Below are 23834 nucleotides of genomic sequence, written 5' to 3'. Positions count from 1 at the left end.
GTCTATATCTCAAAAAGTTTCTCCGGCATTTAGATAAAATCCTTTAGAATTATTTCCCCACGCATAATCAACAATAAGATTGGTTCTAGTTTTTTTATCAATTAAAATACGCAAACCAACGCCCGCAGCAGGCTGAATAGAACTAAAAAGCGCTGTATTTGTGTCGCTATTGCTTGCGGTTACAAAATTGGTAAAAACGACTCCGCTAAATATTTGATTGCAAGTAATTGGAAATCTGAATTCTGTAGAAAGATAAACCAATCCGTTTCCTCTAAACAATCCTTGTGTGTATCCTTCTCCGCTCCTGCTTCGCTGATCCCAACCAATTGCGGGCAAATTCAAATACGGAACTTTTCCTCTGGTTACAAATTGTCCATAGGTCCAGACTCCTAAAATATATCCTTTGTTCTTGCTCGAAAGAGGAAAAAACCCTCTATATTCTGCGTATAAAACATTACTATATTCCTGGTTATGAAACAAAACCGGATTAAAGCGATAATTGATATTAGCAAACCATCCATGTGTCGAATTTACCTGATTGTCTCTTGAATCGTGAACTAAATTAAGGCTCATTCCACTCAAAAAGTACTCTAAATTATTGAATCCATATTTTTGACTATAGTTATAATGATATGTAAATTGTCCGTTTTCGACATCTAAATCTTCATCTTCTATATTCGAATACCAATCCAAATTTATTCCGCCACCAACATAAAAATTCTTAGCAACTTCAAACGAAACGGTTTGATGAAACTTGAAATAATTATAATCCATAGGTTCTGCAATAGAATCGATACTAAATCCTGCTTTTTTGCTGTGATGCGGAATTATATCTGTTCCTAATCCGTAATTGGGCTGCGAAAAAATATACAATCTGTAATCTCCGCTTAAAAAAATCCTATTATTTCTTAGTAATATATTGTTCTTGACATTTACAAGCCATTGTTTTTTGGTTGTATAAGTTATGCCTAAATTGGCGATTGAATATTTGTCTGCTTCTTGTTTTCCTTTAAAGGTATATTGCGCAACGGCTCCAAAAAAGAATCCCGTTGCAGGCTGAGAACCAATAGCAGGAATTATTAAGAAAAAATCGTTTTTTGTGGGTTTAACAACATAAGCAGAATCTTTCTTTTTGAAGATTTCTAATATTGTTTTTGGAGGGCAAATTTCCGGATTAGTGGTTTCGGTTTGTGCGATCGAATGAAATGAAATAAAAAAGAGTAACCCTAAGATTTTATATTGATAATGGAAGTAAATATTTTTTAAAGATTTTATCATTTTAAAATTTCATTTTCTAAATAACATTCAATCCTTATGTAAATATATAGCTAATTTTCAATATTTTACACAACAATTCTTATTAAGAATAATGAGATAAGTAATTATTTCAAATATAGTTGAAGGTGTAAAATCACAAAGTTTTTGTCATTTCGAGCGAAGGGAGAAATCACACACGTAAATCGACGAAGATTGGTGACTTTGATTTTTATGGCACGCGGATGACGGGGATTCGCTATCGCGAAAACGCAGATTTACGCTGGTTTTACATGCATTTTTGTCATTTCGACGGAGGAGAAATCTCCACGAGAAGCTCGACAAAGATTAGATTCTCGTTGCGGAGTTACTTGCGAAGATTTCTCCTCCGTCGAAATGACAAACTATACGAAAATATTCTTATGAAAATGATTGACCTAGCCCCGATAGTCCCGAAGTGTCGGGATTAGCTCCTGAAAAAGATAGAAATCGAAATGACAAAAATGCGAACAAAATCCGTATAAATCCGCGTTTTCGCGATAGCGAATCAGTCCCATCCGCGTGCCATAAAAACAACATTATTAATAAAAAAAGCCGTCAATTTACTGACGGCTTGTTATTATATTTTTTATATCAAAACTTACTTTGTGATAAATTTTGGATGAATTAAATTATCCAAAGAATAAATTTCATCCCATTTTTCCTGAGTAATTAATTTTCTTTCGATCACAACAATTTCATGAACGCTTTTATTCATTTTTAAAGCTTCTCCGGCAATACTTGCGCTTTCTTCGTAACCCAAAATTGGATTAAGTTGCGTCACGATTCCAATGCTATTCATCACCATATTATAACAATGATCAACATTTGCAGTAATTCCAACGATACATTTATCGATTAAAGTTTGAATTGCATTCGAAAGATAATCCAGCGATGTAAACATTGCAAAAGCAATAACCGGTTCCATTACATTTAGTTGTAATTGTCCCGCTTCTGCTGCCATTGTAACCGTTAAATCCTGCCCAATTACATAAAAACAAGTCTGATTTACAACTTCTGGAATCACAGGATTTACTTTGCCCGGCATAATCGAAGATCCAGGCTGACGTGCCGGTAAATTGATTTCGTTAAAACCTGTTCTTGGTCCTGAACTCAACAATCTTAAATCATTGCAGATTTTAGAAATTTTTACCGCCGTTCTTTTAAGTGTTCCCATAATTTGAACGTAAGCTCCGGTATCTACTGTTGCTTCGATTAAATCTGGTGAAAGTGTCAACGGAATTCCAACTTCTTTGGCCAAATAATTCACGCAGATTTCCGGATATCCTTCTGGCGCATTTACTCTTGTGCCTATTGCTGTTGCTCCCATATTGATTTCTAAAACCAAACTTTGAGCTTCTTTTAATCTTCTAACGTCTTCGTCAATTGTAGTTGCGTACGATTTGAATTCTTGTCCTAAAGTCATTGGAACGGCGTCTTGCAATTGCGTTCTTCCCATTTTCAGGACGCTTTTAAACTCTTCGCCTTTTGCTGCAAAAGCTACTTCTAAACCTTCTAAAGTTTTAATGAAGCTTTCCATTTTTAAATAAAGAGCAATTCTAAACGCTGATGGATAAGCATCATTTGTAGATTGTGAACAGTTTACATGATTATTGGGATGTAGAAAATTATATTCTCCTTTTTTATGTCCAAGATATTCTAAACCTATGTTTGCGATTACCTCATTTGCATTCATATTTACAGATGTTCCCGCTCCGCCCTGAATTAAATCGCTTACAAATTCCTGATCAAATTTACCTGCAATTACCTGATCGCTTCCGTAGCAAATCGCTTCGGCAATTTTTGCGTCAAGTGCGCCACAATCTTTATTGGCAAGAGCTGCGGCTTTTTTTACATAACCTAAAGCTTTGATAAATAAGGGCTCTTTTGAAATTGGAATTCCTGTAATATTAAAATTTTCTACAGCTCTAAAAGTTTGGATACCATAATACAGATGATCCGGAATGTCTAATTCTCCTAAAAAATCATGCTCTTTTCTTGTTGATCCCATATGATATAAATTGTTTCGTTTTTACTTTAAAAATCAGCGTAAAGCTACATCAAATTAGAACTACAATAAAATATTGAATCTTAAAAAAATCATAGAATTTTCAGTTATTTAATTAAATATATAAAAAACCAATATTCAAATGATCACAAAATCTTAAATCATTATGAATGTCATTATTACAAAAATACAACGCTCTGAAAAACATTGAATTGATTTTCAGCTCTGTTTTTCTAAAAAAAACGCTTTTAGAATAATGCTTAAAATTAGTATCTTTCGGACTCTAATTAAGATTAAAAAACAGCATTGAAAAAAGAGTCCGAATATTTCCTTGATAAAGAATACAATACCAAAACTTATGGTAAAGACGATCTTAATTTTAAGGATTTTGAATGTTGTGTTTTTAATAATTGTAATTTTTCTGCCTGTACTTTTTTAGCGGTTACTTTTATTGATTGCGTTTTTAATGATTGCATTTTTAATGAATCAAAAATTAATTATGTTGCTTTTAGAACGGCAACTTTTAACCGTTGCGAAATTAAAGAAGTGAATTTTGCTATGTGTGATAAACTTATTTTTGAAATTCACTTTCACGATTGCATTCTGGATTTTTCAAAGTTTTATACTTTAAAAATAAAAGGCACCACATTTACCAATTGCAGCTTGATTGCTGTAGATTTTATGGCAACTGATCTTACAAGTGTTCTGTTTGATAATTGCGATTTATACAGATCAGAGTTTGACAAAGCCATCGCCAATAAAGCCGATTTTAAAACGAGTTACAATTATACTATTGATCCTTCAAAAACTAAATTGAAGAAAGCTGTTTTTGCTTTGAAAGAGTTGAAAGGATTGCTGTTTAAGCATGATATTATTGTGAGTTAAATAAAAAAAGCCAATATAAAATTGGCTTAGATGATTTACTATATCTTTCTTATTAGAAAATTACTCGGCAATAATAGCTACTTTAATTTTATACTTTCGGCGATTTTTTTGTACTCATTAAAATGAGTATATTTTTTTGATATGTCGGTTCCTAAAAATTGAATTATACCTTTTGGTGTTTGTTTTATATACTGATACATTTTTAGTTCTTTTCCTTCGAAAATTCCAGACATTTCTACCTTTATAATTTCATCTGCGCCTTCTTTATATTTTTTTTCAGAGATCACCTTTATTTTAACATTTTTCTATTTATAAATATTATTTCCATATTTATATATCAATTTATCACTGTAAGTTTTCAAATCAAAATCATTAAGATTATTAGGTAAAACTCCAATTAAAAAATTGTTTATGTAGATCCCATTACCAACTAATTTCTCTTTACCAATAGTATATGTCCCAAAATTACCCATGACATCTAATAATTCAAATTCTGATTTTTTTAAATCAACATCATAAAGTAAATTATCATTAATATTTACTTTTATATTCTTATCATAATATGTACTTAAAACTAAATCTGTTATTTCCTTCCTTTCTTTTTCATCATTTGGAAAAACTCACATAACTAAAACTGAAAAAGAAGTATCTCCAAAGGCAAGAATTATTTGCTCTGAATCATTATTTTGAGGAGCAAGAACAAAATAAGCATCATAAAGTCCTAATTTTAATTCTTTCTTTATTCTTGTTCTTCCGCCTTGTTTTTCCAGCTCATCAATTTTATTACTTATTTTAGTAACAGCTTTATGATAGTCCTGGTTTGGAATTTCAATAACTTGAAAATAATTTTTAGGATCTTTTTGAAATCTTTTTAACTCATTATAATATATATAATCTTTAGATTCATTTATTAATATTTTTGTGCCTTTTACATTTACTTTATTTTCAATGTTTGAAACTTTAATCTGATCGGGAATATTTATTGATTGTGCCGAGCTTTCACAACTATAAATTGAAATTATAAACAAAAATACTATTACGATATATCTCATTGCTTTATTATATTATACTTAACAAAGATAAATTAATATTGATGTGAAATTAAATTATCAATTTTATTTAAATCAAAAATTCTGACAAAACTCTCCACACTATTTAAAATATATAATCAGTTTTTACGACTACTATTTTGCAAAATAAATTCAAAAAGACTTAAGTTTTTAACTTCATTTAACATATTTTTGCAACCATAAAATCCAATTTACAAACAAAATGGCAGAATTAGAAGTAATTAAACATACCAAAAAAATGCATGAAGTAGCAACAAGCAAAAAACATAGTTTTGTAGAAAAAGTAAAAGAAATTGGTTTAGAGATTTTCATTATCGTTTTTGCAGTTTCCTTATCGATTTGGCTTCACGGATGGAGCGAACACAGACACGAGCAAGATCAGGTTAAAAAGTTTTTACTTGGATTAAAGTCTGATATTCAAAGTGATGTTAATGACAGTAAAACTATTATCAAACAATATCAGGAATTTGGAAAACTATATACTTCTCTAAGTAAATTGGATAAAAACAAACCTTTTGATAAGGATAGCTTAAAAAAGCAACTTCCTCTTATTAATATGAATGTTTATTTAAGACCTAATATTTACAGATTTAACGGTTTTGTCTCTTCAGGAAGAATTGGGAATATTGAGAATGATTCTCTTTCCTTAAATATTCTGAAATTCTACCAACAAACACTTTCAGAAGTAAATTCGTCTGAGTCTGGCTGGATGTCAAACCAAAATAAATTAGAGCGTTATCTTGAAGACAATCTTACTAATCCTGAAAGTATTGAAGATAATTGGAGAGTTTTAAGCACTCCAAAAGGAAAAGAATTATCAAAGAATTTAATTCCGTGGAATCAGATTTACGAACGATACAATAATTTGATTAAATCCGGAGAAACTATCATTAAACAAATTGATGAGGAATATGATTTAAAGAAGTAATACAGAAGAAACTAAATACAAAAAAGACCTGATTTCAATTAACTAAGAAATCAGGTCTTTTTTATTGTACTTTGTTAAGTATTCTGTATAAAATAACAAACCGTTTTTGCGTCTGGTTCAATAAAAATATATAGATTTCCATCCTCCCAAAAATTCATTTTCGAAAATAATTTTTGTTCATACTTATCTTCCGCTACTACATTTGTGTATTTTGTTGGCACATCATTCCAACTTGTTAATTGACAAACAAATTTCATTTTCTTATTTGTTTTCGGACAAACTGGAATATTTTGTTCTTGATCCCAATGTGGTTTTCCCGCAATTCCCTTAATATCAAATTCATTATCTTCAGTAACACCATCAAATTCACTTAGAGAAAACTTTTGAGCTTCATAGACTACTTTCGAATTTAAGTCTAAAGTTCTATAAGCACTTCCTATTTCTGATGTGTTTTTTGGATAAATTAGTTTTGGTTCATTTGGATTTTCATAATCAAGAAATACCAGCTCAATATCTAAATATATCGGACAAATTAAATTTAGTTTAAAAGGCAACCAATTAAATACTTCATCCTTATTATCTATGAATCCTAAATATTGAAAATTTGACTTAAACTCGTTCTCTGGTATTACAAATTCAGTTGGTAAATCACCACCTAATTGATGTTTCCCATTTTCATCCCATATAAATTCGTAGCTTTTTGTCTTATTTAAAAGGCTTTTAATAAAGTTCATTTTTTGGATAATTAATAGTTTATACAATCTAATTACAATGGTTTCTTCATCACATAATCTTCCATCAAATAACCTTTTCCGATTTCAATGTTTACTTCATCGATAACTTCAAAACCTATTTTCTTGTAGAATCCTAATGCCGAATTAAAGCGATTTACATTTAAAGATAAAGCGGTTGAATCATTTTCTGAAGCTAATTTCCCGATTTCATCAATAACTTTTTTACCAATTCCTTTTCCTTGGGTTTCCGGCAAAAGATAGATTTTATGAATTTTTGTTATTGCTTCTCCGTTATAATTATGTTCAATCCCGATGAAACCTATATTAGTTTCACCTTCGTAAATCATATAAAATAATTGCTCTCTTTTATTGTATTGCTCCGTTAAAGCTTCATCAGAATAAAAAAGATCCAACATATAATCCAATTGTTCTTTTGATAAAATTTCACCATAAGTAATTGGCCATGTAATATGTACTATAGTCTGAATTTGCTTTATGTCGCCTATAGCTGCTTCTAAAATTGTGATCATATTGTATTTTAAATGCTGTTTATTATTTAGTAAATATTTGATTTTCCTGTTCGCTTACTCTTATAAAAGTGGTGCGTTTGGTTAATTCTTTCAATCTTGAAGCGCCTACATACGTACAAGTGCTTCTTAAACCTCCCAAAATATCCAATATTGTATTTATGACTTTTCCTTTGAAAGGTACCTGAACCGTTTTTCCTTCGCTTGCTCTATATTCTGCAACACCGCCAACATGTTTATCCATTGCTGTTGTAGAACTCATTCCGTAAAACTGTTTGAATTTTTCGCCGTTTATTTCAATCAATTCACCTCCGCTTTCTGTATGTCCGGCAAGCATTCCGCCTAACATTACAAAATCTGAACCTGCACCAAAAGCTTTTGCTACATCTCCCGGAGTGCTGCAACCGCCATCGCTGATTATGTGTCCGCCTAAACCGTGAGCGGCATCGGCACATTCGATAATAGCTGAAAGCTGCGGATATCCAACTCCTGTTTTTACCCGAGTTGTACAAACCGAACCCGGCCCAATTCCGACTTTTACAATATCGGCTCCAGCCAATAATAATTCTTCGACCATTTCGCCAGTCACAACATTTCCGGCAATAATAACTTTGTCAGGATATTGTTTTCGGGTTTGCTTTAAAAACTGCACAAAATGCTCTGAATATCCATTGGCTACATCTATACAAATAAATTTAAGCAACGGATTTGCGGTTATAATTTGACCGATTTTTTCGAAATCTTCTTTTCCGGTTCCGGTGCTTATTGCAATATAATTGTAGAAATCCTGTGTTACTTTTTGCAAGAAGTTATTCCATTCTTCTAGTGAATAATGTTTGTGAATGGCCGTAAAAAGTTTTTCTTTAGCGAGAACTTCTGCCATTTCAAAAGTTCCTACAGTATCCATATTGGCTGCCATAATTGGAATTCCTGTCCAGATTGTGGTACTGTGCAAAAATTTAAAATTTCGTTCTAGTGAGACTTCGGATCTACTTTTGAGCGTTGATCTTTTTGGTCTAATCATCACATCTTTAAACCCTAATTTCAGATCAGTTTCTATTCTCATGGTTTTAAATTTTCTGTTACTCTCAAAGATATAAATTTTGAAAATGACGTTTTTAAGATCAATAGAAAACTAATTATTCATTTATCAACAATCAAACTTAATTATTGATTGTTGATTGTTGATTGTGAAACTTTGCGTTTAATTTTTGACGCGGATGATGCGGATTCGCTATCGCGAAGACGCGGATTTAAAACGGATTTTTTTTATTGAAGATGTTCTTGTTGGAACGCGTTTCGACTTCGCTCAACGTGACAAACGTGAAACCTGAAACAGACAAAAACCTGAAACAAAAAAACTATCCGTGAATTGTTTCGCCTTTTCCGTAGTTTGTGATTATTGATTCTTCGTAGGCAAGCCATTCTCTCCAGCGTTTTTCTACGTCGATTCCTACTCCGTATTTTCTGGCGTATGTAATGAATGTTGTGTAATGCCCTGCTTCGCTTTCCATTAATTCTCTGTAGAAAACTGCTAATTCTTCGTCTTGGATATTTTCTGATAAAACTTTGAAACGCTCGCAGCTTCTTGCTTCAATCATTGCCGAGAATAATAATCTTTCTACTAAACCTGAAACTCTGCTTCCGTCTCCGCTTTTCTTCATATATAAATAAAGTTCATTTACATAATCGTCTTTGCGCTCGCGTCCTAGTTTTAATCCTCTTTTGATAATGATATTATGAACTTGCTCAAAATGATCAATTTCTTCTTTGGCTAAAGCCAATAAATCTTTGACCAAATCCTGATGTTCTGAATTATTCGTAATAATCGTTATTGCGTTTGTTGCTGCTTTTTGCTCGCACCAAGCGTGATCTGTCAAGATTTCTTCAATATTTTTTTCTACAATATTTACCCATCTTGGGTCTGTTGGTAATTGTAATCTTAATACGCCCATTTCTTATAAGTCTTAAAGTTGTAAAGTCGAAAGTTGTAAAGTCAAAAAAAAGTCGAAGATCAAAACTAAAATAGAATTTTACATTCCATTTCAAGACTTTCAACCTTCGACTTTAAGACTTTATGACTGATTTTTAATATACGAAAATTGGTCTTTCGCTCATCATTTCGTTTACTTCGTTTGCTACTTCTTCGATAACTGCTTCATTTGTGTGGTCAGCAAGTACTTTATCGATTAGCGCTACGATAGTTTCCATATCTTCTTCAACTAAACCACGAGTTGTGATTGCAGCTGTTCCAACACGAATTCCAGAAGTTACAAATGGTGATTTATCATCAAATGGAACCATGTTTTTATTTACTGTGATTTCTGCTTTTACTAATGCATTTTCTGCTTCTTTACCAGAAATGTTTTTATTTCTTAAGTCAATAAGCATCATGTGGTTATCAGTTCCGCCAGAAATAATTTTGTATCCTCTTTTTACAAAAGCATCTGCCATTGCATTTGCATTTTTTTGCAATTGCATTGCATATGTAAAGAACTCATCTTTAAGAGCTTCACCAAAAGCAACAGCTTTAGCAGCGATAATGTGCATTAATGGTCCACCTTGATTTCCAGGGAAAACAGCAAGATCTAATAATGAAGACATCATTCTGATTTCTCCTTTTGGAGTTTTTAATCCTTGTGGATTTTCGAAATCTTTCCCCATTAAAATCAAACCTCCACGTGGTCCACGTAATGTTTTGTGAGTTGTTGTAGAAACAATATGACAATGTGGAATTGGGTCATTCATCAATCCTTTTGCAATAAGACCTGCAGGGTGAGAAATATCAGCAAATAAGATTGCTCCTACGCTGTCAGCAATTACTCTGAAACGCTCAAAATCCATATCACGAGAATAAGCCGAAGCTCCTGCGATGATTAATTTTGGTTGCTCTTTAGTAGCAATTTCCTGAATTTTATCATAGTCCAAACGACCAGTTTCAGCATCTACACCGTAAAAAACAGGTTTGTATAAACGACCTGAAAAGTTAACCGGAGATCCGTGAGTTAAGTGACCACCGTGAGATAAATCAAAACCTAAAATAGTATCACCAGGATTTAAACATGCGTGGTAAACTGCAGTGTTTGCCTGAGATCCTGAGTGAGGCTGTACGTTTGCATATTCAGCTCCAAATAATTCTTTAGCTCTGTCAATTGCAATTTGCTCAATAACGTCAACTACTTCGCAACCGCCGTAGTATCTTTTGCCAGGATATCCTTCTGCATATTTATTAGTTAAAACAGAACCAGCTGCTTCCATTACCTCATCACTTACAAAATTCTCTGAAGCGATAAGTTCTAATCCGTGAATTTGTCTGTCTTGTTCCTCTAGTATAAGGTCAAAAATTTGTTCGTCGCGTTGCATTTTTTCGTTTTTCGTTAATTTCCTGCAAAAATACAAAAAAACGTTTGTCAAACTGTTAGATTATGATATATTTGACATAGAATTTTTCAACAAATAATTAACATTCACATGCCAATAACCGCCAACGATACCAAAAGAAAATCATGGTTAGAAGTACCAGAAAATAGTGACTTCCCTATTCAAAATATTCCTTTCGGTGTATTTCTTACTAAAGAAAATGTCGTTACAGTAGGAACGCGAATTGGCGATTATGCCATAGATTTAGGGGCTTTACAACAATTAAGCTATTTTGAAGGAATAGATTTAACCGATGATATGTTCATGCAGGACACGCTAAATGATTTTATTTCTGACGGAAAAAAAACATGGCGTCTCGTTCGAAATCGTATCGCTGATATATTCGACGAAAACAATCCACAACTAAGAGATTCAACAAAAGATCGCGATATTGTTATTTTTAAAATTGACGATGTCGAGATGCAATTGCCTGTTTTAATTGGTGATTACACTGATTTTTACTCTAGTAAAGAGCACGCGACTAATGTAGGAAAAATGTTTCGCGACCCAGAAAATGCTTTATTACCAAACTGGCTACATATTCCGGTAGGATATCACGGTAGAAGCTCTACAATTGTTCCATCTGGAATTCCGGTTCACAGACCAATGGGGCAAACTTTACCAAATGGGGAAAAATTACCCGTTTTTGGTGCTTCACGTTTAGTAGATTTTGAACTTGAAACTGCTTTTATTACTACTGATGTAAACGTAATGGGAGAAAATATCCCTACTTATGAAGCCGAAGATTATATTTTCGGAATGGTTTTATTGAATGACTGGAGCGCGCGTGATATTCAGAAATGGGAATATGTGCCTCTTGGACCATTCTTAGCCAAAAACTTCGCAACATCAATTTCTCCTTGGATTGTAACAATGGATGCTTTGGAACCTTTTAGAACTAAAGGTCCTAAACAAGATCCAACGCCGCTTCCTTATTTACAAACAAAAGGAAAAAAAGCATTCGATATTCATTTAGAAGTTTCAATACAACCGGAAAATCAAGAGGAAACTATTGTTTCTAAATCGAATTTCAAATATTTGTATTGGTCAATGGCACAGCAATTGGCGCATCATACTTCAAACGGATGTCGTGTAAATTCTGGTGACATGATGGGTTCAGGAACAATTTCTGGTCCAACTCCTAATAGTTTTGGTTCTATGTTAGAATTGACTTGGGGCGGAAAAAACCCTATTAAGTTAAAAGATGGCAGCGAACGTAAATTTATCGAAGATAATGATACTGTTATTATTAGAGGTTTCTGCGAAAGCAATGAAGTTCGTATTGGTTTTGGAGAAGTTTCAAGCCAATTATTAGCTCCATTTGTGAGAGCTTGAAGAGAAGATAAAATATCTGAAGAGATATAGAGTATATAAAACCTTGGTTATCGCCAAGGTTTTTTTATGTCTTTTTGCCACAGATTAAGTGGATTAAAATGATTTTTTCTCGTTTTGTGTTTGTTTCTCTCGCAGATTTTGCAGATTAAGCAGATTTATTTTGAGTTTTTGAATCTCGCAAAGACGCAGAGTCGCAAAGTTTTATTTGAATTGCCTCCAGCTTTAGCTGGAGTTATTATATGCTAATTGAAAAAGGCTTTAGCCGAAATAAGAATTTGGCTAAAGCCCTTTATATATTGGCTTTACTTTAACCTCCAGCTAAAGCTGGAGGCTATTCAAAAAATTATTATTAAAAAAAACTTTGCGCCTTTGCGAGATTAAAAATAAAAACCTGCGAAAATCCGTTTAATCTGTATAATCCGTGGCTAATATTAAGCAGGAATCTGTTGGCTTAAACAATGTAAAGTTCCGAATCCCCAGATAAAATCGATACAACTAATTCCGATTACTTCTCTGTCAGGGAAACACTCTGATAATATATTTAGCGCAACTCTGTCATTGCTATCGTTAAAAGTTGGCACTAAAACACAATTATTCAAAATTAAGAAGTTCGCATAACTTGCCGGTAATCTTAAATCTTCAAAATCTACACGTTTTGGCATTGGTAATGCAACAATTATTGGAGATTTTCCGTCTTCAAGTTTTGCATTTTGTAAACGCTTCAAATTATCTTGCAATGGTTTGTAATTTGAGTCGTTTTTATCTGTTTCTACAATTGTTACAATCGTATCTTCGTTTACAAATCGGCATAAATCATCGATGTGACCGTGTGTATCATCTCCTTCTATTCCGTCTCCAAGCCAGATTACGTTTGTAACTCCCAAGTATTCTTTAAAAACAGCTTCGTAATCTTCTTTTGTAAAGTTTTTATTTCGAACCTGAATTGAAGGATGCATCAAACATTCTTCAGAAGTTAATAAAGTTCCTCTTCCGTTTACATCAATTGCACCGCCTTCAACGATAACCGGTTTTCCTTTGTACATTACTTGTGTTAAAGGAACATCGATAAAATCAGCTATTTTACCCGGAACAAATTTATCTAACTGATAGTTTTTATATTTTGCCCAACCGTTAAAATTGAAGTTTAAAGCTTCTCTTTTCGAACCATTTTTTACAATAATTGGCCCGGAATCACGCATCCAGCTTCTGTTGGTTTTATGAATAATAAAAGAAACATTTACAATATTTATACGCGCTCTTTCAAGCATTTCGGCAACTTTTTCTTTTAATTTTTCATCGGCTACGACCAAAAAAACAGTTTCAAAAGTGGCTACTTTTTTAATAAATTCTACAAAAGCCCATTGAACTGCTTCGTATTTTCCTGGCCAGTCGTTACCATTATGTGGAAAACACAATACGATTCCTTGTTGTTTCTCCCATTCTGCTGGAAATCTTCTATTATTTGACATAAAGAGGTTCTAAAATTTAAAAGTGTACAAAGATAAGCATTCGGGAGGATTATAAAATAGTCCAATGAAATCAAATTGGATTTATGCCAAAATATCTGATAAAAATTAAGTTAAAGATTAAATAATGAAGGCTTAATATAGGACGGAGTTCTGCTAATTAAATTTGGCAAAACTAAAAAAAACACTAAATGAAAAAACTAAGCATCACATTACTAGCAGCTTTATCTATTATGGTAAGTTGTAATAATGATGAAAATTCAAAAAACGAACCAGAAATTGGAAGCAACGAAAATCCTGCAACTTTTAAAGAAATCGGTTCTATTACAATTGGTGGCGAAGGAGCTGCAGAAATCTCTGCTTATGACGAAAAAACAAAAAAACTTTTTACAGTAAATAATAGTGGAACGAACCAAATCGATGTAATTGATTTATCTGATCCTACGAAACCAACTAAAATTGGTAAAATAGATTTAACTCCATATGAAGGCGCTTCAAATAGTGTTTCTGTTTTTGACGGAAAACTTGCTGTAGCTTTAGAATCAACGGTTAACAAACAAGGAAACGGAAAAGTTGTTGTTTTTAATACCAGTGATTTAAGCCTTATCAAACAAATTACAGTTGGCGCATTACCTGATATGATTACTTTTTCGCCTGACGGAAAATTTATAATGACTGCTAATGAAGGAGAACCAAGTACAGATTATTTGCAAGATCCAAACGGAAGTATTTCTATAATTGAAGTTGCAAATGGTTATGCCGTTACGACTTTAAATTTTGAATCTTTTAGCGCTCAGGCAACAACTTTACAAAAAGATGGTTTCAGAATTTCAAAATATGCAAAGAGTTTTGCTCAGGATATCGAACCTGAATATGTAACTATTTCTGATGATTCTAAAACTGCTTGGGTTACTTTGCAAGAAAATAATGGTGTTGCAAAAGTAGATTTGACTTCTAAAACTATTACTGCAATTTACCCTTTAGGCTTTAAAGATTTCAATACTGCTGCTAATGCGATTGATGTAAGTGATAAAGATGATAAAATAGCTTTTAATCCGTGGAAAGTTAAAGGTATGTATATGCCTGACGGAATTAGCCATTTTACTGCAAATGATACTCCATATTTTGTTACTGCTAACGAAGGTGACGCAAGAGAATATACTGCATATTCAGATATTAAAAGAATGAAAGACATGAAGTTAGACGCTACTGTTTTTCCTGATGCTGCAACTTTAAAACTAGAGCCAAACTTAGGAAGACTTAATCTTATTACTGATATGGGAGATTCTGACGGTGATGGAGATCTAGATGAATTAGTAGCTTTTGGTGCTCGTTCTTTTTCTATTTGGAATGGAAATACTGGTAAAATTGTTTTTGACAGTAAAAATGATGTAGACAAAAAGACTCAGGAATTAGGAACTTATGATGACAAACGTAGTGATGATAAAGGTTCTGAGCCAGAAGCTGTAGTTGCCGTTAAAATGGGAACTCAAAATATTCTGTTTGTTGGTTTAGAAAGATCGGACGCTTTTATGACTTATGATGTAACAAGTCCTGCTTCTCCACAATATTTACAAACTGTAAAAACTGGTGATGCTCCGGAAGGAATTCTTTTTATTCCGGCTTCTAAAAGTCCAACGAAAAGAAGTTTATTAGTGGTTAGCAGTGAAGGCGACGGAACAATCAAAATTTTTCAGCCGGATTTAAAATAATTTTCACATTCATAATTACAAAAAAGGGTAAAACATTAGTTTTATCCTTTTTTTTTCGTCTTTTATTGTGCTTATTTTAACTTATTTACATAATTAAAAGCCAAAAGATGGGAATTATGTAAGAGCCTATAGAACGCATTCTAAAATGTGTCGCATAATTTTGTCATGAGTTTAAAATAAAAACCGAATTAAATATTAGATATCATGAAAAAGAAATTAGCTTCCGTATCCCTCGTATTACTATCCTTTGCAGCAAATGCACAAAATATGGCTACTACCTCAAATCAACCTTCAATTGACGCTCCTGCCTACAATAGATGGTCTATCGAATTAAATGGTGGTGTAAACAAACCCGTTAGAGCAATGACTCCTGGTTATTCTAGCGAAACCCTTGGTCTTTTTCACACAGATTTAGGTGTGAGATATATGTTTAATCCAAAATTTGGATTGAAATTGGATGTTGGTTATGATCAACTTCAGGAACGCAATGACACGCCTGAGTTCGATAGCAAATACTACAGAGCAAGTTTACAAGGGGTTGTTAACCTTGGTAGAGCGTTGAACTTTGAAACATGGACGAACACTTTTGGTTTATTAGCGCATGGTGGTTTTGGTGTTTCGCAATTGAGTAACGACGACGGTTTTGACGGAAAAGACTACATGGCTCACGGAATCATGGGATTAACAGGACAAGTTAGATTAAGCAATAGAGTGGCTTTAACCGGAGATTTAACGGGAATTATTAACGGAAGACAAAACCATAACTTTGACGGACATGGAGTTCCTACTAATACTTCATTAGAAGGTGTATTATTAAACGCTTCTGTTGGTTTGACTTTCTACTTAGGTAAAAATGAAAAACATGCTGATTGGTATTCAGAAGAGAATGAAAGATTAAATAAATTGGAAGACAGAGTTACTACAATTGAAACAAATCTAATTGATACTGACAAAGATGGTGTTGCTGATTTGTATGATTTAGAACCAAATACTATTTCTGGAGTTGCTGTTAATACAAAAGGACAATCTATTGATACGAATCAAAATGGGGTTCCGGATGAATTAGAAAGTTACTTAGATAAAACTTATGCTAAAAAAAGCGGCGAAGGCGCGACAAACAATACTGTTGAAGAATTGATTAACGGCGGGTATGTAAATGTTTATTTTGATTTTAATTCTTCAAAACCAACGAATGCTTCGTTATCCGGTGTTGATTTCTTAGTGAAATACTTGAAAAATAATCCTGGTAAAACTGCAGATATTATTGGTTATGCTGACGAAATTGGAAATTCTAGTTACAATACTGAATTATCAAGAAAAAGAGCTGAAGCTGTGAAAAAAGTAGCAACAAATGCTGGAATTGATGCTTCAAGATTGAATGTAATTGCGAATGGTGAAGACACTTCTGTGAATAAAAATTCTAAAGAAGCGCGTCAAATCGTGAGAAGAGTTACTTTCCAAGTAAAATAATCTTAATTATATATTGTTAAAAATCCGCTTCGGAATATTCTGAAGCGGATTTTTTTTGCTTTTAAGAAAAATAAAAAAGGACGAAATATTAACTTCGTCCTTTTTGTATCTATAAATTGACTTAATTAGTCTATTGCTCTTTTTGTAATATCTCCAAAAGCATCGATTCTTCTGTCTCTGAAAAATGGCCAATTTTGACGCACATTTTCTTGTAAATCCAAATCAACTTCAGCAATTAGAATTTCTTCCTGATCGTGAGAAGCCTGAGCTAAAATTTCACCTTGCGGACCTGCAATAAACGAAGCTCCCCAAAACTGAATTCCTTCTGTTCCTTCAATATATTTTTCTAAACCAATTCTGTTTGCAGCGGCAACAAAAACTCCATTTGCAACAGCGTGACCTTTCATAACGTTCATCCACGCGCCATATTGGTTTTCTCCGTATTGTTCTTTTTCTTTTGGATGCCAACCAATTGCTGTTGGATAAAACAATACTTCGGCACCTTTTAAAGCCGTAATACGAGCTGCTTCAGGATACCATTGATCCCAACAAATTAAAGTTCCAATTTTTCCTTTTTTAGTTTCAATTGCCTGAAATCCTAAATCTCCCGGAGTAAAGTAGAATTTTTCGTAGAAATGTGGATCATCCGGAATATGCATTTTACGGTATAAACCAGCTTCTGTTCCATCAGTATCAATAATGTATGCACTATTGTGATAGATTCCAGCCATTCTTTTTTCGAAAAAAGGAACAATAATTACTACTCCTAATTCTTTTGCCAAAGCACTAAAAGCAACAAACGAAGTACTGTAAAGTGGTTCTGCTAAAGCAAAATTATCTACATCTTCACTTTGACAAAAATAATGACTGCTATATAATTCTGGAAGTAAGATAACTTCTGCACCTTTATTGGCAGCATCTTTTACCCAACTAATACATTTTTTTAGATTATTTTCGGCAACATCATTTAGATTTAACTGAATAACGGCGATTTTATATTTTCTTTTCGGCATGACATAAAATTTAGAGTGCAAAAATAGTAATTTTTAGAAGGATTTCAAAACACGTTTCCTCAGGAGCTTCTGAAGTTTTATTACCAAACTCCACATAATCGTTTTTCTAATAAAAAATTAAAAATTACCAATCTTCCGATTCTCTCACTAAATCTTCATCCGAAATTATTTCTCCATTTTTAATTTGATTTTCAGCACGAACAATGTCTTTTTTATAAGTCGCAATATCTATTGGTATTCCCGTAATTGTAAAACCCGCAATATCACTATTCAAAAATTGATTATTATGTTTATGATTGGCTTCTTTCATGTGTATGTGTTTTTAAAAGAGAAGTTGAACTTATTTTAAATTTGCAAATTCCTCTAATTTTAAATTTACTTTTTCAAGAATGTCTTCAAGTTCATGAAATTCAGTTTTGAAAATAAACCCTAAATGATAATTCATATTTTCCTCTGGAATTGGATATTGAAAATTAATTTTAGAAAACTCATCTCTTTCCGTTTTTGCGTACCATTTATCAAATAGTTTTTTTCTAAAATCTTGTTTAAGATCGACACTATCACAAACATAATATAATATTAGCTCAGGATTTTTATGTAGAAAATCATTTATAATAGCTGTAATTGTTATTTCTATTTCGGGATCATTAAAAAATTTCTGATTATTGGTTTCTCCAAAATCTACAGAATATAAATTTTCAAAAAAGACATTATCAAAATTCATTTTCCGAAAGGTTACAAAATATCTTAAACCATATTTTGTACTAAAATAAAAAAGAGGGTCACGACCCTCTTTTAAAATATATTGATACATAAAGAAATAACTTTACTTTTTTAATCTTGATATAACTTCTTTACGATGTTCTTCTTTTAAATCTACCAATTTCTTCAAAACAGAAACTGTTTTAGCATTTGGTTTTATGATTATAGTTTTTTGCATGGCTGTTTTTGAATTATAATGCAAATGTAAGAATAAAAACTCATATCTATTTCATATCAATTAAATTATAAAATATAAAAAACTATAATTCTTACAATTATCTTCAAATAAAAAAAACCATCTTACATCAATTTAAAAAATTTAAATATCTGTAAAATGGTTTCTAACCTAAAAATTTATCGACTAAAAAAGAATTAATCTATAACTACTTTTTGAGTTATGAATTCAGTTGCTGATTTTTGGAATTTAAATTCGAAAGTTCCTTTTGCAGTTGCTTTAAATTTGTAAACCGCTTTTTGAGGTTGTGGAGTTTGTAATGTACAAACTTCTGCTGGATATTTAACTTCAACTCCAAATCCTTTTACTGCACCAATTGACACTTCTGTAAATTTGCTAAATACACCACAAGCAGTTTCAGGAGTATAAGTTACCTCAAAGCTTAGTTCGTCATTTACTTTTCCTGTTGTTGGTCCTGTAACTGCAGATGCAAAAGAAATTTTTGTAGTTGGTGCCGGTGGAGTCTTGTCATCGTCGTTACTGCATGAAGTAAATGCCATTCCTAAAAATAATACTACTAAAACTGATTTAAGTTTAAAATTTTTCATATAAAATTATAATTAATTGTTAATTACTATGAAGATGCAGATAGGTTGCTTTGGTTGCTTTGCCCAAATGTTAAAAAAACAACAGAAACAATTAAACCATTGTAAATCAAAAGATTATTTGTTTAAAAAATTTTACGCAACTACAGTTATTTCTTATGAAAAATAAAAATTCTCGTATAGCCCCGGTAGAAACGGCATCCTTTTTTTTCGCTTTTTTACGGAAAAAAAGATATAGTGGATGACGGGACCAGTGGTCTTTTGTAACTGATTATTTTGCTCCAAAAAAAAACACCACTCTTTCGAATGGTGTTTCTTGATAATTTATAATGAGCTTACTCTGCTGAAGCTTTCTTTGGAAGTATCTTTTTGATAAGATTTACGATTGCCAAAACCACAAGTCCTAAAGCAAGACCAATCACAAATTCTTTTATAATTGAAGGTAACGGCAATTGCGGAACGTAATGATGGAAAAACGGAATGTAATGCACGAATATTCCACCAGCAACCAAAAGCAATGCGATTGTACCAATAACGGTCAAACTTTTAATCACTAATGGAAGCGCTTTAACCAATATGTTTCCGATAAATTTTAATACACTTTTATCTTTTTTGCTGATTTGGATTAGTTTAAATCCAGCTTCGTCCATTCTCACGATAAGTGCAACGATTCCATAAACTCCAATTGTTGCAATTACGGCAATTATTGAAACTACTACGATTTGTTGCGCAATTGGTTTGCCAATTACGGTTCCAAGGGCGATAATTACGATTTCTACAGAAAGGATAAAATCAGTTACGATTGCTGATTTTACTTTTCCTTTTTCAGCCTCGAGAATTTGTTCTTCAGTTAAAACTTCATCAGTAATTCCTTCTGACTTTTCGTGTTCGTGTGGGAATACAAATTCGTAGATTTTTTCTGCTCCTTCATAAGCCAGAAAAAGTCCACCAAGTACTAAGATTACAATGATTGCAATAGGGAAAAATGCACTTAATAAAAACGCGATCGGCAAAATGATTACTTTATTAAGAAGTGAACCTTTGCTGATTGCCCATAATACCGGAAGTTCTCTGGATGAGGCAAATCCTGAAGCTTTTTCAGCATTTACTGCTAAATCATCTCCCAAAATACCTGCTGTTTTTTTTGCTGCAACTTTACTCATTACTGCAACATCATCCATAATTGCTGCGATATCGTCTAATAGTACGAAAAAACCTGATGCCATTATACTTTTTTAATTTTAAAAAACTTCGTAATTAACTGACTTTTAGTATTCAGTATAATTCGTTAGTTTGGTTATTTATTAATGCTAATCTAAGGCTTTTTTGTTGATTTTTCTAACTAAAAATTAACTGCATTGTCCTAAAAGCACCCAAATAATTATGAAAACTAAAATAGTTCCAAAACATCCTCCGCCTAATTTCTTGGCGCCGTAACCTGCTATTAATCCTCTAAAAATATTGTTCATCGTTTTGTAATTAAGGTTATATTTCTTTTGATTGATCGTTAAATCAGTATTGTAAAGGTCAAGACTTTATTTGGGATTATTTTATATTACTTTTAAAAAAAGTTATATTATTTCCGATTTTTAGATCGCTTTTAAGCATAAAAAAACACCATTCGCCGCAACGAATGGTGTTTTTATTAGATTATAAAGACGCATATATCACGTCTAAACATTAAATTATTTCTCTATATGAGTTTGGTTTCTAAAAACCAATTGTCCATCAAAAGCATCAATCAAAATTATGCTGTCTGTAGTGATGTTTCCTGCCAAAATCTCTTTCGACAATTGATTCAAAACTTCTCTTTGAACCACACGTTTTACAGGTCTTGCACCAAATTGCGGATCATAACCTTTGCCTGATAAATACTTGATCGCTTCTGGTGTAGCATCCATTGTAATACCTTGTAAGGCTAACATTTTTGTAACGCTCTTAAGTTGTAAACTCACAATTCTAGAGATATTATCGACCGTTAAAGGCGTAAACATCACAATCTCGTCGATACGGTTTATAAATTCCGGACGTACAGTTTGTTTCAATAATCCCAAAACTTCTACTTTTGCAGATTCAGTTACAGATTCGATACTTCCTTTAAAATTCTCAAATTTCTCTTGTATAATCTGACTTCCCATATTGGATGTCATGATGATAATTGTATTCTTGAAATCGGCCAAACGACCTTTGTTGTCTGTCAAACGTCCTTCGTCCAAAACTTGCAATAAAATATTGAATGTATCCGGATGCGCTTTTTCGATCTCGTCTAATAAAATTACAGAATACGGTTTTCTACGCACAGCTTCAGTCAATTGACCACCTTCGTCATAACCAACATATCCTGGAGGCGCACCAACCAAACGGCTCACACTGTGACGTTCCTGATATTCACTCATGTCGATACGCGTCATTGCATTTTCGTCATCAAAAAGATATTCTGCCAAAGCTTTTGCAAGCTCCGTTTTACCAACTCCCGTTGTTCCTAAAAACAAGAAAGTTCCAACTGGTTTTTTCAAATCCTGCAAACCTGCACGACTTCTACGAACGGCATCACTCACAGCTTCAATTGCTTCTTCCTGCCCTACTACACGTTTGTGTAATTCGTCTTCAAGATGCAAAAGTTTTTCTCTTTCTGTCTGAAGCATTTTCATCACTGGAATTCCGGTCCATTTTGCTACAACTTCTGCAATATCTTCACGCGTTACTTCTTCTTTAATCAAAGAATTACCGGATTGATATTCTTGCAATTGTTTCTGTAAAACGTCCAGACGTTCTTGCGCTTCTTTTATTTTTCCGTAACGAATTTCAGCTACTTTTCCATAATCTCCGTCACGTTCTGCGCGTTCTGCTTCGTATTTAAAATCTTCAATTTCTAATTTTACAGCCTGAATTCCGTCAACAACATCTTTTTCAGATTTCCATTTAGCATAGATTTCGTTGCGTTCTTCTTTAAGATTCGCCAAATCCATGCGAAGGATTTTCAGTTTACTTTCTTCTTTTTCACGTTTAATGGCTTCGATCTCAATTTCTAACTGCATGATTTTACGATCCAAAACATCCAACTCTTCAGGTTTTGAATTGATTTCCATACGCAGTTTCGAAGCTGCTTCGTCCATCAAATCGATGGCTTTATCCGGTAAAAAACGATTCGTAATATAACGTTGCGAAAGCTCAACTGCTGCAATAATTGCCTCATCTTTTATCTGAACTTTATGATGCGTTTCATACTTTTCTTTGATTCCACGTAAAATAGAAATTGCACTTTCTGTATCCGGTTCATCAATTAAAACTTTCTGGAAACGACGCTCTAAGGCTTTATCTTTCTCAAAATATTTTTGATATTCATCTAAAGTCGTTGCTCCAATCGCTCTCAATTCACCACGAGCCAAAGCCGGTTTCAGGATATTTGCCGCATCCATTGCGCCTTCACCTCCACCTGCACCAACAAGTGTATGAATCTCATCAATAAAAAGAACAATATCACCTTCGGCAGCTGTAACTTCTTTTACAACTGATTTTAAACGTTCTTCAAATTCTCCTTTGAACTTTGCACCCGCAATAAGTGCTCCCATATCAAGTGAGAAAACGATTTTATCTTTTAAGTTTTCAGGCACATCGCCATCAACAATTCTATGAGCTAAACCTTCGGCAATTGCTGTTTTACCAACTCCCGGTTCTCCCACTAACATTGGATTGTTTTTTGTTCTACGCGTTAAAATCTGAAGTACACGACGGATTTCTTCGTCACGACCAATAACTGGATCTAGTTTTCCGGTACGTGCTAATTCATTTAAGTTTTTAGCGTATTTATTTAAGGAATTATAAGTTTCTTCAGCTGAAGCCGATGTTACTCTTTCTCCTTTACGAAGTTCTTCGATAGCAGCTTTAAGCCCTTTTCCTGTAACTCCCTGATCTTTTAAAATTTGTGAAACTTTACTTTTTGAATCGAAAATTGCCAAAATTAAATGTTCGATAGAAACATATTCATCGTTCATTTTCTGAGCAATAATCTCAGCTTCATTCAGCATTTTGTTTGCGTCTCTGGAAAGCATAATATCTCCTCCTGAAACTTTAGGAAAACTCTGAATTGTACTGTCTAATATTTGTAAAAACAACGGAACATTAACATTCAGCTTTTTCAAAATAAACGGCGCTACATTTTCATCTACTTCAAAAATAGCTTTAAAAATGTGTTCGTTTTCTATCTGTTGCTGTCCGTTGCGTTGGGCCAATTGCTGTGATAGCTGAATGGCTTCCTGCGACTTAATTGTAAATTTATTTATGTTCATATGTATGTGATTTATGATTGATTTTACTTATAAATTTCGATACCATTAAAATTACAATTTATTGGATTAAATTTTTAACTTTAAATGATATAACTTTGCTTCAGATCTTTCAAAATATATTCCATACTAAAAATACAGACAA

Annotated in this window: 20 protein-coding genes; 5 read left to right on the top strand and 15 right to left on the bottom strand. The window is 32.8% G+C overall.

The features are described 5' to 3' along the window. Window positions 1-9: 9 nt before the first annotated feature. Together WN975_RS03485 and aspA are read right to left on the bottom strand one after the other, a co-directional pair. Window positions 10-1278: a BamA/TamA family outer membrane protein gene (locus WN975_RS03485; RefSeq protein WP_337965233.1), complete on the bottom strand. Its 1269-nt coding sequence runs from the start codon at window positions 1276-1278 to the stop codon at window positions 10-12. A 616-nt stretch (window positions 1279-1894) separates the two neighbouring features. Then, a complete protein-coding gene (aspA, locus tag WN975_RS03480) occupies window positions 1895-3304 on the bottom strand; it encodes an aspartate ammonia-lyase (RefSeq protein WP_337965232.1) in 1410 nt (469 codons plus the stop codon). A 303-nt stretch (window positions 3305-3607) separates the two neighbouring features. On the opposite strand from aspA, the gene WN975_RS03475 reads away from it, so the two are divergent. Then, window positions 3608-4186, top strand: a complete 579-nt coding sequence (locus WN975_RS03475; protein ID WP_337965231.1) for a pentapeptide repeat-containing protein — start codon at window positions 3608-3610, stop codon at window positions 4184-4186. 620 nt (window positions 4187-4806) lie between these two features. Here the strand turns inward: WN975_RS03475 and WN975_RS03470 are convergent. Next, window positions 4807-5238 (bottom strand): hypothetical protein, encoded by a 432-nt coding sequence (locus tag WN975_RS03470; protein WP_337965230.1) that lies wholly within the window; start codon window positions 5236-5238, stop codon window positions 4807-4809. Window positions 5239-5458: 220 nt separating this feature from the next. On the opposite strand from WN975_RS03470, the gene WN975_RS03465 reads away from it, so the two are divergent. Then, window positions 5459-6184, top strand: coding sequence for a DUF6090 family protein (locus WN975_RS03465; protein ID WP_337965229.1), 726 nt, complete (start codon window positions 5459-5461; stop codon window positions 6182-6184). Between the two features lie 74 nt (window positions 6185-6258). Here WN975_RS03465 and WN975_RS03460 read toward each other — a convergent pair whose 3' ends face one another. From WN975_RS03460 to glyA, 5 genes are all read right to left on the bottom strand, one after another. After that, entirely contained in the window at window positions 6259-6918 is a 660-nt protein-coding gene (locus WN975_RS03460; RefSeq protein WP_337965228.1) for a hypothetical protein, read from the bottom strand. Between the two features lie 32 nt (window positions 6919-6950). Beyond that, window positions 6951-7448, bottom strand: coding sequence for a GNAT family N-acetyltransferase (locus WN975_RS03455; RefSeq protein ID WP_337965227.1), 498 nt, complete (start codon window positions 7446-7448; stop codon window positions 6951-6953). 22 nt (window positions 7449-7470) lie between these two features. Beyond that, on the bottom strand, window positions 7471-8511 hold the full coding sequence (locus WN975_RS03450; RefSeq protein ID WP_337965226.1) for a GMP reductase: 1041 nt from the start codon (window positions 8509-8511) through the stop codon (window positions 7471-7473). 295 nt (window positions 8512-8806) lie between these two features. Next, window positions 8807-9400, bottom strand: coding sequence for a tRNA-(ms[2]io[6]A)-hydroxylase (locus WN975_RS03445; RefSeq protein WP_055097892.1), 594 nt, complete (start codon window positions 9398-9400; stop codon window positions 8807-8809). Between the two features lie 133 nt (window positions 9401-9533). Further along, complete coding sequence (gene glyA / locus WN975_RS03440) at window positions 9534-10808, bottom strand: serine hydroxymethyltransferase (RefSeq protein WP_056251471.1); 1275 nt, start codon at window positions 10806-10808, stop codon at window positions 9534-9536. Window positions 10809-10916: 108 nt separating this feature from the next. Here glyA and fahA point away from each other — a divergent pair, with 108 nt between their 5' ends. Then, window positions 10917-12200 carry a fumarylacetoacetase gene (fahA, locus tag WN975_RS03435; RefSeq protein WP_337965225.1) on the top strand — a complete coding sequence of 428 codons (1284 nt, stop codon included), beginning with the start codon at window positions 10917-10919 and terminating at the stop codon, window positions 12198-12200. Between the two features lie 431 nt (window positions 12201-12631). Here the strand turns inward: fahA and WN975_RS03430 are convergent, their stop codons facing one another. After that, a complete protein-coding gene (locus tag WN975_RS03430) occupies window positions 12632-13669 on the bottom strand; it encodes an agmatine deiminase family protein (protein WP_337965224.1) in 1038 nt (345 codons plus the stop codon). A gap of 188 nt (window positions 13670-13857) precedes the next feature. Here WN975_RS03430 and WN975_RS03425 point away from each other — a divergent pair, with 188 nt between their 5' ends. Together WN975_RS03425 and WN975_RS03420 are read left to right on the top strand one after the other, a co-directional pair. Continuing rightward, window positions 13858-15378: a choice-of-anchor I family protein gene (locus tag WN975_RS03425; protein WP_337965223.1), complete on the top strand. Its 1521-nt coding sequence runs from the start codon at window positions 13858-13860 to the stop codon at window positions 15376-15378. A gap of 204 nt (window positions 15379-15582) precedes the next feature. After that, window positions 15583-16848, top strand: coding sequence for an OmpA family protein (locus tag WN975_RS03420; protein WP_337965222.1), 1266 nt, complete (start codon window positions 15583-15585; stop codon window positions 16846-16848). 125 nt (window positions 16849-16973) lie between these two features. On the opposite strand, the gene WN975_RS03415 is transcribed toward WN975_RS03420, so the two are convergent. The 6 genes from WN975_RS03415 to clpB all read right to left on the bottom strand — a co-directional run bounded on the left by WN975_RS03415 (window position 16974) and on the right by clpB (window position 23692). Continuing rightward, window positions 16974-17861 (bottom strand): carbon-nitrogen hydrolase, encoded by an 888-nt coding sequence (locus WN975_RS03415; protein ID WP_337965221.1) that lies wholly within the window; start codon window positions 17859-17861, stop codon window positions 16974-16976. A gap of 124 nt (window positions 17862-17985) precedes the next feature. After that, on the bottom strand, window positions 17986-18171 hold the full coding sequence (locus tag WN975_RS03410; protein ID WP_337965220.1) for a hypothetical protein: 186 nt from the start codon (window positions 18169-18171) through the stop codon (window positions 17986-17988). A gap of 30 nt (window positions 18172-18201) precedes the next feature. Then, on the bottom strand, window positions 18202-18585 hold the full coding sequence (locus WN975_RS03405) for a DUF6169 family protein (RefSeq protein WP_337965219.1): 384 nt from the start codon (window positions 18583-18585) through the stop codon (window positions 18202-18204). A 410-nt stretch (window positions 18586-18995) separates the two neighbouring features. Then, on the bottom strand, window positions 18996-19406 hold the full coding sequence (locus WN975_RS03400; protein WP_337965218.1) for a hypothetical protein: 411 nt from the start codon (window positions 19404-19406) through the stop codon (window positions 18996-18998). Between the two features lie 332 nt (window positions 19407-19738). Then, on the bottom strand, window positions 19739-20629 hold the full coding sequence (locus WN975_RS03395) for a DUF808 domain-containing protein (protein WP_337965217.1): 891 nt from the start codon (window positions 20627-20629) through the stop codon (window positions 19739-19741). Between the two features lie 459 nt (window positions 20630-21088). Further along, window positions 21089-23692 carry an ATP-dependent chaperone ClpB gene (clpB, locus tag WN975_RS03390; protein WP_337965216.1) on the bottom strand — a complete coding sequence of 868 codons (2604 nt, stop codon included), beginning with the start codon at window positions 23690-23692 and terminating at the stop codon, window positions 21089-21091. Window positions 23693-23834: the final 142 nt, after the last annotated feature.

The organism is uncultured Flavobacterium sp. (genome assembly GCF_951805225.1).
In the GTDB taxonomy this organism is placed as follows: domain Bacteria; phylum Bacteroidota; class Bacteroidia; order Flavobacteriales; family Flavobacteriaceae; genus Flavobacterium.
The sequence above is the reverse complement of the archived record's forward strand: the minus strand, read 5'-3'. Positions and strand labels throughout refer to the sequence as shown.

What these genes read in the sequence shown, in the direction of transcription:
- WN975_RS03485 (WP_337965233.1), bottom strand. Translation starts at nt 1,278, where the DNA reads ATGATAAAATCTTTAAAAAATATTTACTTCCATTATCAATATAAAATC.
- aspA (WP_337965232.1), bottom strand. Translation starts at nt 3,304, where the DNA reads ATGGGATCAACAAGAAAAGAGCATGATTTTTTAGGAGAATTAGACATT.
- WN975_RS03470 (WP_337965230.1), bottom strand. Translation starts at nt 5,238, where the DNA reads ATGAGATATATCGTAATAGTATTTTTGTTTATAATTTCAATTTATAGT.
- WN975_RS03465 (WP_337965229.1), top strand. Translation starts at nt 5,459, where the DNA reads ATGGCAGAATTAGAAGTAATTAAACATACCAAAAAAATGCATGAAGTA.
- WN975_RS03460 (WP_337965228.1), bottom strand. Translation starts at nt 6,918, where the DNA reads ATGAACTTTATTAAAAGCCTTTTAAATAAGACAAAAAGCTACGAATTT.
- WN975_RS03455 (WP_337965227.1), bottom strand. Translation starts at nt 7,448, where the DNA reads ATGATCACAATTTTAGAAGCAGCTATAGGCGACATAAAGCAAATTCAG.
- WN975_RS03450 (WP_337965226.1), bottom strand. Translation starts at nt 8,511, where the DNA reads ATGAGAATAGAAACTGATCTGAAATTAGGGTTTAAAGATGTGATGATT.
- WN975_RS03445 (WP_055097892.1), bottom strand. Translation starts at nt 9,400, where the DNA reads ATGGGCGTATTAAGATTACAATTACCAACAGACCCAAGATGGGTAAAT.
- glyA (WP_056251471.1), bottom strand. Translation starts at nt 10,808, where the DNA reads ATGCAACGCGACGAACAAATTTTTGACCTTATACTAGAGGAACAAGAC.
- fahA (WP_337965225.1), top strand. Translation starts at nt 10,917, where the DNA reads ATGCCAATAACCGCCAACGATACCAAAAGAAAATCATGGTTAGAAGTA.
- WN975_RS03430 (WP_337965224.1), bottom strand. Translation starts at nt 13,669, where the DNA reads ATGTCAAATAATAGAAGATTTCCAGCAGAATGGGAGAAACAACAAGGA.
- WN975_RS03425 (WP_337965223.1), top strand. Translation starts at nt 13,858, where the DNA reads ATGAAAAAACTAAGCATCACATTACTAGCAGCTTTATCTATTATGGTA.
- WN975_RS03420 (WP_337965222.1), top strand. Translation starts at nt 15,583, where the DNA reads ATGAAAAAGAAATTAGCTTCCGTATCCCTCGTATTACTATCCTTTGCA.
- WN975_RS03415 (WP_337965221.1), bottom strand. Translation starts at nt 17,861, where the DNA reads ATGCCGAAAAGAAAATATAAAATCGCCGTTATTCAGTTAAATCTAAAT.
- WN975_RS03410 (WP_337965220.1), bottom strand. Translation starts at nt 18,171, where the DNA reads ATGAAAGAAGCCAATCATAAACATAATAATCAATTTTTGAATAGTGAT.
- WN975_RS03405 (WP_337965219.1), bottom strand. Translation starts at nt 18,585, where the DNA reads ATGAATTTTGATAATGTCTTTTTTGAAAATTTATATTCTGTAGATTTT.
- WN975_RS03400 (WP_337965218.1), bottom strand. Translation starts at nt 19,406, where the DNA reads ATGAAAAATTTTAAACTTAAATCAGTTTTAGTAGTATTATTTTTAGGA.
- WN975_RS03395 (WP_337965217.1), bottom strand. Translation starts at nt 20,629, where the DNA reads ATGGCATCAGGTTTTTTCGTACTATTAGACGATATCGCAGCAATTATG.
- clpB (WP_337965216.1), bottom strand. Translation starts at nt 23,692, where the DNA reads ATGAACATAAATAAATTTACAATTAAGTCGCAGGAAGCCATTCAGCTA.